General features: G+C 37.6%; 21 protein-coding genes. 5 read left to right on the forward strand and 16 right to left on the reverse strand.

Annotated elements, in window-relative coordinates; all coding sequences use genetic code 11:
- Window positions 1-422: 422 nt before the first annotated feature.
- Window positions 423-1,121 (reverse strand): NAD(P)H-dependent oxidoreductase, encoded by a 699-nt coding sequence (locus MKL35_RS09105; protein ID WP_032010109.1) that lies wholly within the window; start codon window positions 1,119-1,121, stop codon window positions 423-425.
- Between the two features lie 157 nt (window positions 1,122-1,278).
- On the opposite strand from MKL35_RS09105, the gene MKL35_RS09110 reads away from it, so the two are divergent.
- Window positions 1,279-2,334: an AraC family transcriptional regulator gene (locus MKL35_RS09110; protein WP_032010112.1), complete on the forward strand. Its 1,056-nt coding sequence runs from the start codon at window positions 1,279-1,281 to the stop codon at window positions 2,332-2,334.
- A 20-nt stretch (window positions 2,335-2,354) separates the two neighbouring features.
- On the opposite strand, the gene MKL35_RS09115 is transcribed toward MKL35_RS09110, so the two are convergent.
- Entirely contained in the window at window positions 2,355-3,347 is a 993-nt protein-coding gene (locus MKL35_RS09115; protein ID WP_032010115.1) for a fatty acid desaturase family protein, read from the reverse strand.
- Window positions 3,348-3,454: 107 nt separating this feature from the next.
- Complete coding sequence (locus MKL35_RS09120; protein ID WP_004885424.1) at window positions 3,455-4,255, reverse strand: PaaX family transcriptional regulator C-terminal domain-containing protein; 801 nt, start codon at window positions 4,253-4,255, stop codon at window positions 3,455-3,457.
- 344 nt (window positions 4,256-4,599) lie between these two features.
- Here MKL35_RS09120 and MKL35_RS09125 point away from each other — a divergent pair, with 344 nt between their 5' ends.
- The 4 genes from MKL35_RS09125 to hchA all read left to right on the forward strand — a co-directional run bounded on the left by MKL35_RS09125 (window position 4,600) and on the right by hchA (window position 8,592).
- Window positions 4,600-5,418: an undecaprenyl-diphosphate phosphatase gene (locus MKL35_RS09125; RefSeq protein WP_002051555.1), complete on the forward strand. Its 819-nt coding sequence runs from the start codon at window positions 4,600-4,602 to the stop codon at window positions 5,416-5,418.
- A gap of 158 nt (window positions 5,419-5,576) precedes the next feature.
- Window positions 5,577-6,470 carry an AraC family transcriptional regulator gene (locus MKL35_RS09130; protein WP_032010116.1) on the forward strand — a complete coding sequence of 298 codons (894 nt, stop codon included), beginning with the start codon at window positions 5,577-5,579 and terminating at the stop codon, window positions 6,468-6,470.
- Window positions 6,471-6,516: 46 nt separating this feature from the next.
- On the forward strand, window positions 6,517-7,515 hold the full coding sequence (locus tag MKL35_RS09135) for an NAD(P)H-quinone oxidoreductase (protein WP_032010118.1): 999 nt from the start codon (window positions 6,517-6,519) through the stop codon (window positions 7,513-7,515).
- A gap of 201 nt (window positions 7,516-7,716) precedes the next feature.
- Window positions 7,717-8,592 (forward strand): glyoxalase III HchA, encoded by an 876-nt coding sequence (gene hchA / locus MKL35_RS09140; RefSeq protein WP_032010120.1) that lies wholly within the window; start codon window positions 7,717-7,719, stop codon window positions 8,590-8,592.
- Window positions 8,593-8,733: 141 nt separating this feature from the next.
- Here hchA and MKL35_RS09145 read toward each other — a convergent pair whose 3' ends face one another.
- The 13 genes from MKL35_RS09145 to MKL35_RS09205 all read right to left on the reverse strand — a co-directional run bounded on the left by MKL35_RS09145 (window position 8,734) and on the right by MKL35_RS09205 (window position 14,000).
- The gene (locus MKL35_RS09145) at window positions 8,734-8,934 is read right to left on the reverse strand and encodes a helix-turn-helix transcriptional regulator (RefSeq protein ID WP_001291525.1); all 201 of its coding nucleotides are present in this window, start codon (window positions 8,932-8,934) and stop codon (window positions 8,734-8,736) included.
- The gene (locus tag MKL35_RS09150) at window positions 8,934-9,128 is read right to left on the reverse strand and encodes a hypothetical protein (RefSeq protein WP_270913426.1); all 195 of its coding nucleotides are present in this window, start codon (window positions 9,126-9,128) and stop codon (window positions 8,934-8,936) included. Before MKL35_RS09150 ends, MKL35_RS09145 begins: the two co-directional genes overlap by 1 nt.
- Window positions 9,125-9,337, reverse strand: a complete 213-nt coding sequence (locus tag MKL35_RS09155) for a DUF7167 family protein (RefSeq protein WP_200462772.1) — start codon at window positions 9,335-9,337, stop codon at window positions 9,125-9,127. Before MKL35_RS09155 ends, MKL35_RS09150 begins: the two co-directional genes overlap by 4 nt.
- Complete coding sequence (locus MKL35_RS09160; protein WP_034120613.1) at window positions 9,334-9,543, reverse strand: hypothetical protein; 210 nt, start codon at window positions 9,541-9,543, stop codon at window positions 9,334-9,336. Before MKL35_RS09160 ends, MKL35_RS09155 begins: the two co-directional genes overlap by 4 nt.
- Window positions 9,540-9,917 (reverse strand): hypothetical protein, encoded by a 378-nt coding sequence (locus MKL35_RS09165; RefSeq protein WP_270913430.1) that lies wholly within the window; start codon window positions 9,915-9,917, stop codon window positions 9,540-9,542. The genes MKL35_RS09160 and MKL35_RS09165 overlap by 4 nt, the downstream gene beginning before the upstream one ends.
- A gap of 4 nt (window positions 9,918-9,921) precedes the next feature.
- Window positions 9,922-10,290, reverse strand: a complete 369-nt coding sequence (locus MKL35_RS09170) for a hypothetical protein (RefSeq protein ID WP_270913432.1) — start codon at window positions 10,288-10,290, stop codon at window positions 9,922-9,924.
- The gene (locus MKL35_RS09175) at window positions 10,287-10,898 is read right to left on the reverse strand and encodes a lambda exonuclease family protein (protein WP_270913434.1); all 612 of its coding nucleotides are present in this window, start codon (window positions 10,896-10,898) and stop codon (window positions 10,287-10,289) included. The genes MKL35_RS09170 and MKL35_RS09175 overlap by 4 nt, the downstream gene beginning before the upstream one ends.
- On the reverse strand, window positions 10,885-11,613 hold the full coding sequence (locus MKL35_RS09180; RefSeq protein WP_270913435.1) for an ERF family protein: 729 nt from the start codon (window positions 11,611-11,613) through the stop codon (window positions 10,885-10,887). Before MKL35_RS09180 ends, MKL35_RS09175 begins: the two co-directional genes overlap by 14 nt.
- A gap of 9 nt (window positions 11,614-11,622) precedes the next feature.
- Entirely contained in the window at window positions 11,623-12,219 is a 597-nt protein-coding gene (locus MKL35_RS09185) for a hypothetical protein (protein ID WP_270913437.1), read from the reverse strand.
- On the reverse strand, window positions 12,209-12,601 hold the full coding sequence (locus MKL35_RS09190; protein WP_270913439.1) for a hypothetical protein: 393 nt from the start codon (window positions 12,599-12,601) through the stop codon (window positions 12,209-12,211). The genes MKL35_RS09185 and MKL35_RS09190 overlap by 11 nt, the downstream gene beginning before the upstream one ends.
- 69 nt (window positions 12,602-12,670) lie before the next feature.
- Window positions 12,671-12,862, reverse strand: coding sequence for a hypothetical protein (locus MKL35_RS09195; protein ID WP_119689415.1), 192 nt, complete (start codon window positions 12,860-12,862; stop codon window positions 12,671-12,673).
- Window positions 12,862-13,053, reverse strand: coding sequence for a hypothetical protein (locus MKL35_RS09200; protein WP_270899677.1), 192 nt, complete (start codon window positions 13,051-13,053; stop codon window positions 12,862-12,864). Before MKL35_RS09200 ends, MKL35_RS09195 begins: the two co-directional genes overlap by 1 nt.
- A gap of 203 nt (window positions 13,054-13,256) precedes the next feature.
- Window positions 13,257-14,000, reverse strand: coding sequence for an XRE family transcriptional regulator (locus MKL35_RS09205; RefSeq protein ID WP_057066897.1), 744 nt, complete (start codon window positions 13,998-14,000; stop codon window positions 13,257-13,259).
- Window positions 14,001-14,023 lie beyond the last annotated feature (23 nt).

Consider the following 14,023-nt stretch of genomic DNA (forward strand, 5'->3'; position numbering starts at 1 on the left):
TTTTTTATACAAAAAATGTCAATAATGAATGAAATATGGAGAAATATTTACATTATTAAATTGTTTTAAATATTTGATATTTATATTTTTTATCTATTATTAATAGGCTTTAGATTTATGACATTTTTGTCATAAATCCAAAAAAAATGGCCAAAGATTTTTTTGTAAAAATATGAATTGATTGGTTATGAATTGAGTATTAGTTATCATTTTTACTGGACAAGTCTAGTTTCTCTACATGTGTATATTATTGATTAAGTTTTATATTCTTAATTAATGGGTGGAAATTAAGCAATTTTTTTTACCAATTGGTCAATTTTTGGGAGGGTTTAAAGACTAGTTAAGATCTTCTATATTCCAAAGAATAACCAAAAAATGAGAAATAGGTCTGGTTAGTCTGCTTTTAGAGCTAAAACATACCATTAAAGGGGATATAACTTCTCATCAAATTCTTCAAGTTTGGAAAATTTTAAAGGTTCTAGCTGGTCGAGGTGAGTAAGGTACGTTATATAGTCTTCAAGAATAGTTTCTCGTGTCTCTTGGCTAATATAAGGTACATGGTAGGCAATGAATGGTGGAAGAACCTCAAAACCAGTATAAGCCAAGGTGCCGCGTTGAATGGGTGAGAGATAATGTTCAATTGGTCCGTGAATGGAGCTCTCGCCAAACATATGCGTTCTACCGCCCAGTGTTAAACAGAGCATCGCTTTTTTACCCGCCATACCACCGTGGTTATAAAAACGCTTTCCGCCATAAAAAAGTCCTGAAACGAATACGCGATCAATCCATCCTTTTAAAATTGCCGGGACAGAAGCCCAGTAAAGAGGGAAGTTTAAAATGATCAAATCTGCTCGTTTTACCTTTTCAATTTCCGCTTGGATATCAGGTGCTAAAAGGTTTTGCTTGGCGGCATTACGTTGTTCTAATGCGTAATTGAAATAGTCGGGTTGATTGAGTTCTAAAAAATCCTCTTTGGAAGCTACAGGGTTGAATTGCATTGCATACAAGTCAGAAACTTCTACACGATGACCCAACTTTTTAAAAGTTTGCTGGGCTGTGGTTTTTAATGATGTTGTAAAAGATAGTGGCTCTGGATGAGCATGAACGATCAGAATATTCATAAGGTGACCTGTATTCTTTTTAGAAATTGTGTTGTCTAGTGCAATTTAGCGGGTTTCGTTTTGAACAACTATGCATCAATTTAAAAGCATGGCATAGTTCATGAACTGACAGTTTTTACCATTTGGCGCCATATTTATGATTTCTAGTGGACCAAACCTGAACCCAGAATTACCTGGAACTTATATTAATTTATTAGTCGATATGGTTAAGCGCTTGAATATCTCTGCTGAGCAGTTTTTAGATGGAAGTGGCATAACATTAGAACAATTAAACAAACCGTATTGGTATGTTGAATTTAATTCCTTAAATAACTTACTTGAGCATGCGATTCAACTCACTTATGAGCCAGCATTGGCGGGTTATTTGGCTTTGGAAATGAAAGCGTCTTGTTATGGTTCAGTGGGTATGGCGGCCATGGTCAGTACAAATTTGGGAGAGGCCTTAAAAATACTTGAGCAATTTATTGGGGCCCGTTGTGATGCCTTTAAACCTGAGTTAAAACAAGAACAAGATTATATTTACTGGTCTATACACCAACCTTTGAAAGCTTTTCAGTTGAGTCCAGATGCGACTATTTTTTTGTTATTAGGTTTCGTTCAAATCGCGAAGCATCTCACAGGATTATCTTCTTTAGGTACAGTTAAGTTAAATATGTCTGAACCTGTCGGGTTTTCAAAACTAAAAAACGAATTGTGTGTAGATTGTTTATTTAATGAAAAACAGAATGTCTGGATTTTTCCAAAAGAATATTTATCGCAGCCTATCCTAACGGCCGACCCGATGCTTGCACCTTTACTGAAAGCACAGTGTAAAAAAGATCTCGATAAATTGAAGTTACGCAGCGGATGGAAAGCAGAAGTTAGCCAAGTCATAAAAAAATTATTGATCAATAATCAGGGAGAAATATTAAAAGTTAAACAAGTCGCTCAAATGATGAATATGTCAGAACGTAGCTTACAGCGGTACTTGGCAACCGATAATACAAGTTTCTCAGCATTAGTTAATTTAACTCGAAAGCAATATGCACATCATCTTTTAGAAAATAGTTCGACATCAATTGAAACTGTGGCTTTAAGTTTAGGTTATGCAGATACATCCCATTTCACCCGCGCTTTTAAACGCTGGATGGGAGTGACACCTAAGTATTATCGAACTCAGTTAAAACTAAAAAATTTAGATATAAGTGAATCACCAAGAAGACCACAAAATTGAAAGTGATCTTCTAATATGCCTTAAGTTGATGATTCTGGTTTCCATGAAAGAGAGTGAATCACTTCAAAATAGCTAGGCGGGACTGGAACATGACCCCGTTCTCTTAATATCTGGTGCATACGCGGTAATTTAAAATATGGTACAGAAGCCATTAAATGGTGTTCCATATGATAGTTTACGTGAATTGGTGCAACAAAACTTCTCGCAATCCATCCAGCTTTGGTTGTTCGAGTATTGGTTAAAGCAGTATTACTGGTTTGCATACCAGCGTGTTCTGCCATAGAGCGAATACGTAAAAAAAGTGGGAATGGAGTTAAGTAAGCCAGAGGCCATAACCAATAAAAACGTTGTTGACCAAATGCTTTTAAAACGCCATAAAGTGCTAAATTCGTTGCAATAGCACCTGTACTGTTTTTTGCAATACTCTTTGCATAGTCAACGAAATTTTTATGACTGCGGTCTAGCCAGATTTGATCATTGGCAACAGTCCATTTTATGACATCCAGATCCATTAAAACTCGACCTAAGCTAAACTTTAATCCAGTCATACCTGTTAAGTCGCGTAAGAATTTACGAGTCAGAGACTTTTTACTGACAGGAAAACCAGCAACTAAAGAAAGATCTGGGTCATCTGGAGTAGAGGTTTTTGCATGGTGACGAACATGGTGTACACGATATTTTTGAAGATCATTCCAGATGGGGCGGGCGCATAGCCATTCACCTACGAAATCATTTATTTTTTTATTTTTGAATAGACTTTTGTGAGACGCGTCGTGCATTAAAATTGCGAGGCATAACTGACGACCCGCCAAGATTGCTAAGGCAAGCATACATGCTAATAATTTACCCCAACTCGGTAAGTAGTCCCACATCATTATTAAGCTAGCGAATGTTCCGCCAATAACAGCCCATGTGCTGGCAACCGCCCAAGCACCATATGCATCTGAAGGTTCTGTAAGCTCTTGTATTTCTTCTCTGCTAAATAGGTCCGTAACACTTACCTGCGTATTCATTGTTATTCTCCCAAATTAGAGTTCGGTATCTATATTTTTATATTACAAATATAGTCATAAAAAATTAAAAAGTGAAATATTTGTTTGTAAAAAAATAAATCAGATGATTATAGATTTAGTTCTTGTTCATATATTTTTTTCCAAAGTTTTTGGCCGATCGCGTCTAACTGCTGTACATCTTGAGCAAATTGATTACGCGCAGACTCATTTACAAATGGTGCTGGTAATAGGGGATCATTCATGAGTAAAGCAATCGTTTCCCTACCTAAAAGAAGGGCTTTAACTGCAGCATCATTTAAGGAGAGGTGAGTATAGTTTTCAAGCCAGTGCGTGATATCTCGACTATACATTTCATAATTTTTTTCGAGTTGTTTGGTATCCCACAAAGAAAAAATTTGCTTAAGCGTTGAGGGTTCGAAATGCTGAATAATACAAATTTTTGCTTCTTTCTCTAGCCCAGCTAAAACAAGCTCCTCACAGGTTTTTTCAAAACTATAAGCTAAATTGTCTGGGCGGATGTAAATACCAGTTTCTAATTCTTTAAAACCAAATTGACGCAGTACACGTTCACGCTTTTTAAGAGCAGTTCGGTCTATACGGCCCAGTGTGCCTGTAAATACAGCAAGATAATGTTGCTGCCATTCTTTAGTTTGTTTAATACCATTTTTACGATTGAGTATTACTTTTGCCCAATCTTTCGTAGAAGGTGAAAGTTGATAAATTCCGCGTTCTACGCTTTCAATCATGCCTTCATTTAATAAACGGGTTGTCGCAACTCGAATACCATTTTCACTTAAGTTAAACAGTTTGGCAGCCACCAAAATTTGTTTAATCGTAAGTTGAGGGTAAGCAGAGGAAAGAAAGAGATCGATAATCAGATGACGTGCGTTGATTTTAGTATTTTTCATTCTGTTTAAATTTTAAATATAAATGACATATGCTTGAAATAATATCATGTTTGTTTGATGTTTTAAGATGGTTTCTTGGCCTGCTTAAGTTTAAGAGCTTTTATTTATAACTAGAAGACGATTTGTTTTTGATTAGATTTTATCTTTTTACGATAGTTAACCTAAGTTTGTCATAATGATGTGATACATTATTGCACTTTAAATAATCGGTCTTTAATTAAAGGCAATAACCAAAATGCTAGAAATGATCTGATATTGAACATGAACTTGGCCAAAATGTTGGTTCGTTCATGATATAAAACAAATTTTTAGACCTTTCTAGTGATTAACTTTTTGAGCAAGTGATGGAAAATTTTGAAGTTATAAAAGCACTATTTCTAGGGTTTGTTGAAGGTTTAACTGAATTTTTACCAATTTCCAGTACTGGCCATTTGATTTTATTTGGTCATATTATCGATTTCCATTCAGATGGTGGTCGTGTATTCGAAGTAGTGATCCAGTTAGGTGCTATTTTGGCAGTATGCTGGTTATATCGACAAAAAATTATTAACTTGATTAAAGGCTTCTTTAGTGGCGATGTAGAGTCGCGTCATTTTGCTTTTAGTGTATTAATTGCTTTTTTCCCAGCAGTGATTATTGGTGTTTTAGCCGTCGATTTTATTAAAAGCGTTTTGTTTAGCCCAATTGTGGTTGCGATCGCCCTCATTGTTGGTGCACTGATTATTTTCTGGGTTGAATCTAGACAGTTTGAGCATAAAACACTAGATGCGACAAAAATCACGTTTAAGCAGGCACTTTTAGTCGGTCTTGCTCAATGTGTTGCGATGATTCCGGGAACTTCTCGTTCAGGTGCGACAATTGTAGGCGGGATGTTTGCAGGTTTATCACGTAAAGCCGCAACAGAATTTTCGTTCTTCCTTGCAATGCCGACCATGTTAGGTGCAGCGACATTTGACTTAATTAAAAATGCTGATGTGTTGACCTCAGACAATATGATTAATATTGGTGTTGGTTTTGTTGCAGCATTTATTGCAGCTTTATTTGTAGTAAAGGCACTGGTACTTTTTGTTGAGCGCCATACGCTACGCGTATTTGCTTGGTACCGTATTGTGCTTGGTGTCATTATTTTGATTGCAGCAATGTTCTTTAACTTATCTGCTTAATCATCAGATTGAATGTAAAAACCTAGAATCTTCTAGGTTTTTTTATGCCTAAAAATAGTTTTAACTTGCTTATTTATACAAAGTACTACCAAGAAACGCTTTTTCCTTTTAGTTTGATTGATATAGTAAATCTTAAATAGCCTGTAAAAAATAAAGCAATGCAACAGAAAGACTTGATGAAAAGTTTGGTAGAGGCTTTTTTATATTTAGCTCCTCAAGAAGGGCTATATCCCACCTATATTTCAAATATCACTCTTATGAGGGTTGATCATTCCACACAGCCTGTTGCTGTATTACAAGAGCCTTCAATTGTTTTAGTCATACAAGGCGTAAAGCGTGGTTATATCGGGAAAGATACTTTTCAGTTTCAACAAGGCCAGTGTTTACTCATCTCGATTGCTATTCCTTTTGACTGCGATACATTGGTTGAAAATGAACCGATGCTGGCAATTGCAATTAAATTTGAATCACAAATGATGGCTGATTTAGCCACTAAAATAAACAAAGAGCAGCAGTTATCTATAGATGAACTTGAAAAAAGAGATATAAAGCTCAGTTGTGGTTTAAATATTATAGAAATGAACTCTGTTATATCTGAAGTTGCTTTACGTTTGTTGCATTTACTTCGTTCTAAACAAGACACTGCAATATTAGGAGAGCAGATAAAACGAGAACTCATTTATCGGGTTTTACAGGCGGGTAGTCGTGATTTAATCGAAAATCTTTCGGCTATGATAAGTCGAAATAGTGTGATTTATACAATTTGTGAAATTATTCAAAGAGATTACTATCATAATTTAACGGTTCAGGAACTTGCTAAACAAGCAGGAATGAGTGTCTCTCTTTTTCATCAAGCGTTTAAGAAAGTCACGAACTATTCTCCATTACAGTACATTAAGATTACTCGATTACATAAAGCACGTGATTTAATCTTAAATAATCAAATGGGTGTTGCGGAAGCTGCCTATCAGGTTGGGTATGTAAGTGCCTCACAGTTTAGTCGAGAGTTCAAACGGCTGTTTGGAGTTCCACCTAAATCTTCAATGAATTAAAGTAAATCAATACATTTAAAATATAAACCAAACATGGAGCATATCAATGAGTCTTCCAACAACCATGAAAATTGTTGAAATTACGGTTCCTGGCGGACCTGAGGTCTTAAAACTTCAAGATTCAGATGTTCCAGTTCCTCAAGCAGATGAAGTGTTAATTGAAGTAAAAGCTGCTGGAATTAACCGCCCAGACGTATTGCAGCGTATGGGCTTATACCCAATGCCAAAAGGTGTTACGCAAATTCCGGGTCTTGAAGTCGCTGGGGTCGTAGTTGCTGTAGGTGATCAAGTGCAACACTTCAAAGTTGGAGACAAGGTTTGTGCTTTAACCAACGGTGGTGGTTATGCAGAGTATTGTACTGTCACTGCAACGCAAGTACTTCCCATACCTGAAAATCTAACATTTACTCAAGCTGCTGCAATTCCGGAAACATTCTTTACAGTTTGGGCAAATCTGTTTGATATCGGCCGTTTAAAAGAAAATGAAACAGCACTGATTCATGGTGGGGCAAGTGGTATTGGGACCACCGCTTTAGCGATTTGCCATGCTTTAGGGATTAAAACTTTTGCTACAGTTGGAAGTGAAGATAAAGTTGAAGCACTCTCTAATTTAACGACTGCAATTAACTATAAAACCCAAGATTTTGAGCAAGAAATTTTGAAACACACCCAAGACCAAGGTGTTGATGCGATTTTGGATATTGTGGGTGGTTCGTATTTCTCGAAAAACTTAAATCTATTAAAGCGTGATGGTCGACTGGTCATTATTGGTTTTATGGGAGGGCGAATTGCAAAAGAATTTGATTTACAAAAACTGATTTTAAAACGTGCAACTATTACTGGCTCAACCATGCGAGCACGTAATAGCCAAGAAAAAGCTCAGATTGCTCAGTCCTTACATGAACATGTATGGCCGCTCTTAGCTCAAGGCAAGTGTTTACCGCAAATCTATAAAACCTATGATTTTTCAGATGTACAAAGTGCCCATGCATGTATGGAGCAAGGTGACCATATTGGAAAGATCGTTTTAGAAATCAATACCTAATTTAATCTGTGACAGTTTAGGTGAACGGCATGTTTGCCTAAACTGAAATTTATAATTATTAATTGTGCCTATTCCTATATAAAAATTGCCAAATTCTATTGGCGTGTTGCATCAGTTTCTTGATCTGAATATACATTTACTAAGAAATAATAACTGGCTTAAAGCTGTTATTTCGTTCTTCAATTCTAAAGGATGGTAACAATGAATACCCCAGCATCAAATGATAAAAATCCGACTCCAGATTTGGCAGAAGATAATGCATTCTTCCCATCACCGTACTCACTGAGCCAATATACATCTCCTAAAACAGATTATGACGGTACGACCTACCCAGCGCCGTATACGGGCAATAAAAAGGTCTTAATGATTGCAACTGATGAGCGTTATATCCAGATGCAAAACGGTAAGTTCTTTTCTACAGGAAACCATCCAGTAGAAATGCTTTTGCCAATGTTCCATTTAGATAATGCTGGTTTTGAAATTGACGTTGCGACACTTTCCGGTAATCCAGCCAAACTTGAAATGTGGGCAATGCCAAAGCAAGAGCAGGTGGTATTAGATACTTTCCATAAATATGCAGATAAACTAAAAAATCCACTAAAACTTGCTGACATTTTAGAAAATGTAGTAGGGGAAAACTCACCATATGCAGCTGTATTTATTCCGGGTGGGCATGGTGTTTTAGCTAAGATTCCACATAGCTTGGATGTGAAAAAAGTTCTGAAATGGGCAGTTGAACAAGACAAATTTATTATTACTTTATGTCATGGACCAGCTTCGCTGCTTGCTGCGGCAGTAGATGAACAGCCTGAAAATTATATTTTTAAAGATTATCAAGTTTGTGTATTCCCTGATTCATTAGATAAGGGGGCAAATATTGATATTGGTTATATGCCGGGAGCTTTACCGTGGTTAGTCGGTGAGAACCTTGAAAAACTCGGTGTGAAGATTTTGAACACTGGTATTACCGGACAATGTCATAGAGATCGTAAATTGCTAACAGGCGATAGTCCGCTTGCTTCTAATAATTTGGGCAAGCTTGCAGCTGAAACATTGTTGGCTGAAGTGAAGGATTAAGTTATTCAATATGTGCGCCCTGCGGGACTCGAATTTAATAGTTAAGATGCTGTTTTGTAATATTATTTTATTTTTAATTATTTTTGATACCGTAACTTGTACCGTAAAAAGTAAAACCCTCAAACAAATAAGGCATCCTATTTAGGATGCCATTCTGTGCTTTTCTATCCAACAGTCTATATCAGATTCAAGCCATCTCGCAATTTTTCTTTTGCCCTCTCCAAATAACATAGAAGGAGGGAAGTAGCCTGTTTTCATCCAGTCATAAATAGTTGACTTTGGAAGGCTGGTTTTTAATTCAACCGCCTTCAAGTCAAGCAAACGACTTTGCTTTTCTGACATCACCCCTCCTTACTTTCCGCTTTAACAAAATCTGCACCTTCTGGATCTATCCCAAAGTGTTTGCAAATTTGGCGTGCTTTTGTTGATCCTGGACCTAATCTGCAAACATGAACCCAATTGGCGTCATGTTTACGTTTCTTAGGCGCATTTTGAAGTGCCATATAATAAAGTTGCTCAAAATCGAGACCATTCATTCCAACACCTCGGCGCTTTTTTCAATGTACCCATTAGCCCATTCTTGTAAGATTTCTTCTTCAACAAAACTTTGTTTTTCAAAGAAACCTAAAGCATTCCACTCTTGCTCTGAGATGTATTCACTTAGCAACACATCTAATTCATGATTACCAACCGCAAAGCCGATAGAGAGCTTTAACCGCACTTTGATAGAATTGAATTCACTCATCCCTCAGCTCCCGATTCAACATCCAACAACATGCTGCCTTCCTCTGGATATTCGCTCATCCAAAAGTAATAGCCTTTGCCGCTGTGCCCATCTTCAAAGAATTTAATAGTTAGTTCAGTTTCAAGTTGATCTAAATCATTTTCACCATCTGGATTTACAAATTCGAGAAGGCTTTTTAGTTGATGACCGCTAAGTGTTATGCTCATTGTTCAGCTCCCGATTCGATTGCTTTAATCATTGCTTGATAAACATCTTGCACCTGACCATTTGTATAGAATCCGTCATGTGCTTCATATCCAGCATTGACCATTTTCTTATTTGCAACTTTCGGCACCAAAACATAACCCTCTGGCACCGCCTGAGCTTTGGCTCTTTCTAGCTCTGCTCTAAGTCTGCCAATTTCACATGCCGCATGGTTACAAATAACACGTAATTCATCTTCGTTATATTCATCTGCATGCATCATCATTAAATGACTTATTTCGGTGCCAAATTGACTATCACCATCGAACACCCAAACAAAACCATCATCTTGTTCAAAGCGTAAATTAACTTCTCTTTCCTTATTCAAATCTGTCATGTCGTCACCCAATTACTGTAAATTTAAAATTCTTTAAGTTAATAGCAGTCATCTTGTTGCAGTGCTGACACTTGGTTCTTGCTCTTTTTTTAAGCTCCTCAAGGTCTTCACTAATCTGCTTTTTCTGCTCTGTAATCTTTGTTTGTTGTCGGGACCAATATTTCATAGTGTCTTTGATCCACATCAGAGGATTTACTTTTGCTCCGCACTTCATGCATGTAAGTTCCAAAGCTTTTGTGTCAATTTCAACTTGGGCATGCTGACACTTACGCAGATTTGTTCTTGGGAAAGGAACTACATTTTCTTCGACATTCAAGACGATGTGATCTTGAAAAGGGTAGTTCATATTCCCTCTGTATTCTTGATCTGTCATGCTGCTGCTCCCAAAATCACTTGTTTCCGCTTGTCCAGTTCTTCTAAGAATTGATCAACACGGTTATTAATTTCTGTTATTACTTTCTCGTCTCGGTATAGGCGCTTTACAAACAAAGGCATTGAAGGGCAGTAGCTAATGAAATCAATCCACTCACGTTCTGCTGCTGAAATCCCGCCCATGCATTGGTAGTAATGCTCTGGTGGTAAAACGCCTTCATAAAGGATTTGAGCTTGCAGCTTTGGCAGTTTGGATTTAACTTCTGTCAAACCATTTGCACCTACTAGGCCGTCGGGGCTATAGCCGAACTTCTCTCCAATAATGAACCCGCATTTACCAACTTCGTGACCTGTCTGCATTTCATAAAGTTCAATTGCCATTGGCTCATGAACATGCCCACGCTCTGTATGAAATCCTGAGAAGCTTTCTTTAGGCTCACCAGTAATCTGCTCACCAATCAACTCATACATGTAAGTGATTGCACCTTTCCCAAATGGGTTTTTACCTGTGCCTTTAGAAAAAACCGCCTCAAGCTCTGAGCAGGTGATTAAACCCGCTCTTGCTTGCAACCATTCAGGTGAACCCTGTTCACAATCAAGTATTAGCATTGCCATTTCCTTGTTTGATCAACTTATTTAATGCAGATTGAGCTTTGGTAAATAGAGACTTATTAATGTTCTCAATTGTCCCGAACTGCTCAAAGAATAGTTGTTGTTGGAACTGGTCAAGACGATCATGTAAGCCTGTTAGCATCTGGATTTGCTCAGGTGTCATCGGGCAGAAAGGCTTAGCTGCAAACCCGTTGTCATCTTCTTTTGCAGTAGTGATATTTAACATTGCGCAAAGGGTATAGCGTTTGCCATAAGACACGCTTGAGCCTAGAGCCTGTACAGCATTTTTAGATCCAGAAGTATCAGCATTTAGTTCCATGCTTGTATTTTCACGGTGGCCATCTTTATGCATCAAAACACATGTAACCTTAACCTTTGTTGATTCTGGATGCTCAACACGGAATGAAGTAGCAAAACCATACTTTGAAAGGATTGGGCGAACTACAGCATCAATAGTCTCAAGTGCTGCATATGTAATGTTGTGACCGTTTGATGTCTCTGCAATTACTGGAATTTCTTGAGCCATCATCGCAAAGTCACGGTTAAAAGCCATTTCTGCTTGTTTAGCTAAAACACGCTCCTGCATGTCTAACATCTTTTCAATGATTGCCATGTCTGGCGTTGGACTACTTAGCACACGCTCCACAAGACCAAAGAGTTGATTATTCTGATCTTGAACCATTGGAACTTGTGTATTTACTGGCGCATTCATAATCTTCTCCTAATCCACTTCACGTTCTAACTGAGCAATAAAGTCTTCTTCAGATGGCAAATTATCTAAATCAAATGATTCCAAGAACTTCACTTGGTAGTAACCTTCATTGCTATCTGGTGAAGTAACAGATGCAAACCTTTCGCTGCTATCTAATGGGGCTTTATTGAAGCCCTGAAAAACTTCAAAAGTGTTTTTATCTAGGTCAATTACATAAGCCCATTCGCAAAATAGCGATTCAGCAGCAAATTCAAGATATTTGCGTATTGGAATAGGTGATTCAGAATTTTGGATAATCCCCAAAATGTCTGATCCAGCATCACGCGAAAAAGAAGGGTAGTTAGCCGAAAAACGTTTAGATACGTCAAAGTCAACATAACCATCATCACGAGTATTACCAGCTTCTCTGTACCAAGCTTTAACTTGCTCATCTGTAGGTTCAAAAATGTTGTCGAGCTTCTGAATAAAAAGAGATTTGTTAAATTCTCCCTTTAGAAATTCCAATATTCCAACACCTTGACCTTCTGGATAACCATCCCATTGACCGTATTTCGCAACTTTGTATTCGTTGTTGTGCTGCACACAAATTAAATGTCTAGTTCCCATCACCCACTCCAATTTCTTCATCCGCCAATTCTTCGGCGTAGTATTCAAGCTGTTTGTTTAAGTCAGCCACTTGTGTTGATGTGAGTTGAAATAGAAGGCCTATTGGAGTTTCGACATATTCAGTACCAACCACTTCTACATGTGTGCGGTCATCTACAACGAGTTGGTCGTAAAACTGGTCTTGGCTGTCCTCTGGATTCATAAGAGAACCAACCACACGAACTTGTTTACTAACCTCAGCAACAATTTTGCATTTCAGAGTTGCGCATCCGCTTTCCAGTTCAAATGAAACTGTATTGTCTTTAACTTCAAACTCACTAGACACTTGAAGCATTGGAAAAGAAGGGCACAGCAACTCAGGTTTGTTAACTAACATATTCATTAGATAATCCCCCAGTACATTGCTAAGAAGACATTTAGGAACAAATCAAAAGCTACAATTGCAATGAAGTTATCCATGAGAGGGCTCCTTGTCTTCTTCCAACTTCTTAAGAGCTAACTCCCATGCAGCTTTTTCAGTTTTAGCTGAGTTAGCAAAGAAGTATTGACCTTCAAAGATTTGGTAGAACTGGAACATGCCAGCGCCAATAGGCTTGCAGTAAAGGTTCGGGTTAGCCTGTAGGCATAATGCTTTAGAGTTCATTAGTTAGCCCCCTCAACCTGAACGCGGACATACATGTTCTGTTTTGCTTTGAGTTCGTTGACGTGTTGCTCGTCGGCACAGCCTTTTAAAAAAGCAAATGCAATGAAGGTGATAATCCAGAAAGCTATGAAAGCTTTAGAGCCATCCCTAAAGGCTTGGCTAAACTTGTACTTTTCAATTCTTTGATTCATACTTATCTCCGCATTAGATGCAAACCGCCTAGACTCTGACCCCTATGGCGGTTTTTGTTTGTCGATGAGAAGATAGTAAGGTAACTTACCAGAATGGTCAAGAGAAATGGTAATTAAAATTACTTTTTATTTTTGTTAACTTACTTTTTATTTGATAGATAAAAGAAAACCCGCACATGGCGGGTAATGAAAATTAGCTAATTTTAGCCTGCGCGCCACACCTGGCGCCCAATAACCTTAAAATTCAATCCATTTTGTTCAGTAACAATCCTATCGCGATACTTTTCATTAAAGCTATGCAGAACTAAAGAGCCATCAGCTTCTTTGAAAATCTGTTTTATCATTCCTTCACCTGCAAAGTAAATTGCATAAATCTCACCATCTATGATTTCGGTTTGAGATAAGTCGATACCCACAAGGTCCTGATCATGAATGTAATCAGCCATACTGTCGCCTTTAGCTTTAATGAGCCTTAAGCATTTAGGGTCCACCATCTTTCTTTGAAAGAACGAAGGAGGGAACGGATATTTTTCATTAATTACATCAAAATGGAATTCAATTGATTCCCCAGTACCACACGAAAAGTTAGCTTCCACAACATCAATCCATATATAACCGTTGACCTCATCAAACTCGACAACATCAGGTTCAATGATACTGTCTGTGTCAAATGAAGCTTCTTCTTTAGTAGTTAGTCCATGCTTATTAATAAAGTCTTGAATATTAAAATTAGTAAGATTTTTAGGCTCTTTACCTTTCAAGAGGTACTCTGTAGAGCTACCCAAGGCTTTGGCTAATGCCATTAAGCTTTCATGCTTAGGTACGTTTTCGTCTTTTTCCCAGTAAATAACAGAAGTTTTAGACACACCAACAAGATCAGCTAAAGCTTGTTGTGTAAGTTTTTTCTGTTTACGCAGATTTTTCAAGCGAATACCAAGCGTTTCCATTTTAATTCCACCAGCAGAACGTA

Origin of the sequence: Acinetobacter sp. AOR41_HL, from assembly GCF_027854645.1 — a bacterium.
Classification (GTDB): Bacteria; Pseudomonadota; Gammaproteobacteria; order Pseudomonadales; family Moraxellaceae; genus Acinetobacter; species Acinetobacter nosocomialis.

Coding starts and splice junctions, on each gene's coding strand:
- MKL35_RS09175 (WP_270913434.1), bottom strand. CDS start 10,898: ATGCTAATACTTGATTGTGAACAGGGTTCACCTGAATGGTTGCAAGCA.
- MKL35_RS09125 (WP_002051555.1), top strand. CDS start 4,600: ATGGAAAATTTTGAAGTTATAAAAGCACTATTTCTAGGGTTTGTTGAA.
- MKL35_RS09115 (WP_032010115.1), bottom strand. CDS start 3,347: ATGAATACGCAGGTAAGTGTTACGGACCTATTTAGCAGAGAAGAAATA.
- hchA (WP_032010120.1), top strand. CDS start 7,717: ATGAATACCCCAGCATCAAATGATAAAAATCCGACTCCAGATTTGGCA.
- MKL35_RS09165 (WP_270913430.1), bottom strand. CDS start 9,917: ATGACAGATTTGAATAAGGAAAGAGAAGTTAATTTACGCTTTGAACAA.
- MKL35_RS09130 (WP_032010116.1), top strand. CDS start 5,577: ATGCAACAGAAAGACTTGATGAAAAGTTTGGTAGAGGCTTTTTTATAT.
- MKL35_RS09205 (WP_057066897.1), bottom strand. CDS start 14,000: ATGGAAACGCTTGGTATTCGCTTGAAAAATCTGCGTAAACAGAAAAAA.
- MKL35_RS09135 (WP_032010118.1), top strand. CDS start 6,517: ATGAGTCTTCCAACAACCATGAAAATTGTTGAAATTACGGTTCCTGGC.
- MKL35_RS09200 (WP_270899677.1), bottom strand. CDS start 13,053: ATGAATCAAAGAATTGAAAAGTACAAGTTTAGCCAAGCCTTTAGGGAT.
- MKL35_RS09105 (WP_032010109.1), bottom strand. CDS start 1,121: ATGAATATTCTGATCGTTCATGCTCATCCAGAGCCACTATCTTTTACA.
- MKL35_RS09190 (WP_270913439.1), bottom strand. CDS start 12,601: ATGAATATGTTAGTTAACAAACCTGAGTTGCTGTGCCCTTCTTTTCCA.
- MKL35_RS09145 (WP_001291525.1), bottom strand. CDS start 8,934: ATGTCAGAAAAGCAAAGTCGTTTGCTTGACTTGAAGGCGGTTGAATTA.
- MKL35_RS09150 (WP_270913426.1), bottom strand. CDS start 9,128: ATGAATGGTCTCGATTTTGAGCAACTTTATTATATGGCACTTCAAAAT.
- MKL35_RS09160 (WP_034120613.1), bottom strand. CDS start 9,543: ATGAGCATAACACTTAGCGGTCATCAACTAAAAAGCCTTCTCGAATTT.
- MKL35_RS09185 (WP_270913437.1), bottom strand. CDS start 12,219: ATGGGAACTAGACATTTAATTTGTGTGCAGCACAACAACGAATACAAA.
- MKL35_RS09120 (WP_004885424.1), bottom strand. CDS start 4,255: ATGAAAAATACTAAAATCAACGCACGTCATCTGATTATCGATCTCTTT.
- MKL35_RS09155 (WP_200462772.1), bottom strand. CDS start 9,337: ATGAGTGAATTCAATTCTATCAAAGTGCGGTTAAAGCTCTCTATCGGC.
- MKL35_RS09170 (WP_270913432.1), bottom strand. CDS start 10,290: ATGACAGATCAAGAATACAGAGGGAATATGAACTACCCTTTTCAAGAT.
- MKL35_RS09180 (WP_270913435.1), bottom strand. CDS start 11,613: ATGAATGCGCCAGTAAATACACAAGTTCCAATGGTTCAAGATCAGAAT.
- MKL35_RS09195 (WP_119689415.1), bottom strand. CDS start 12,862: ATGAACTCTAAAGCATTATGCCTACAGGCTAACCCGAACCTTTACTGC.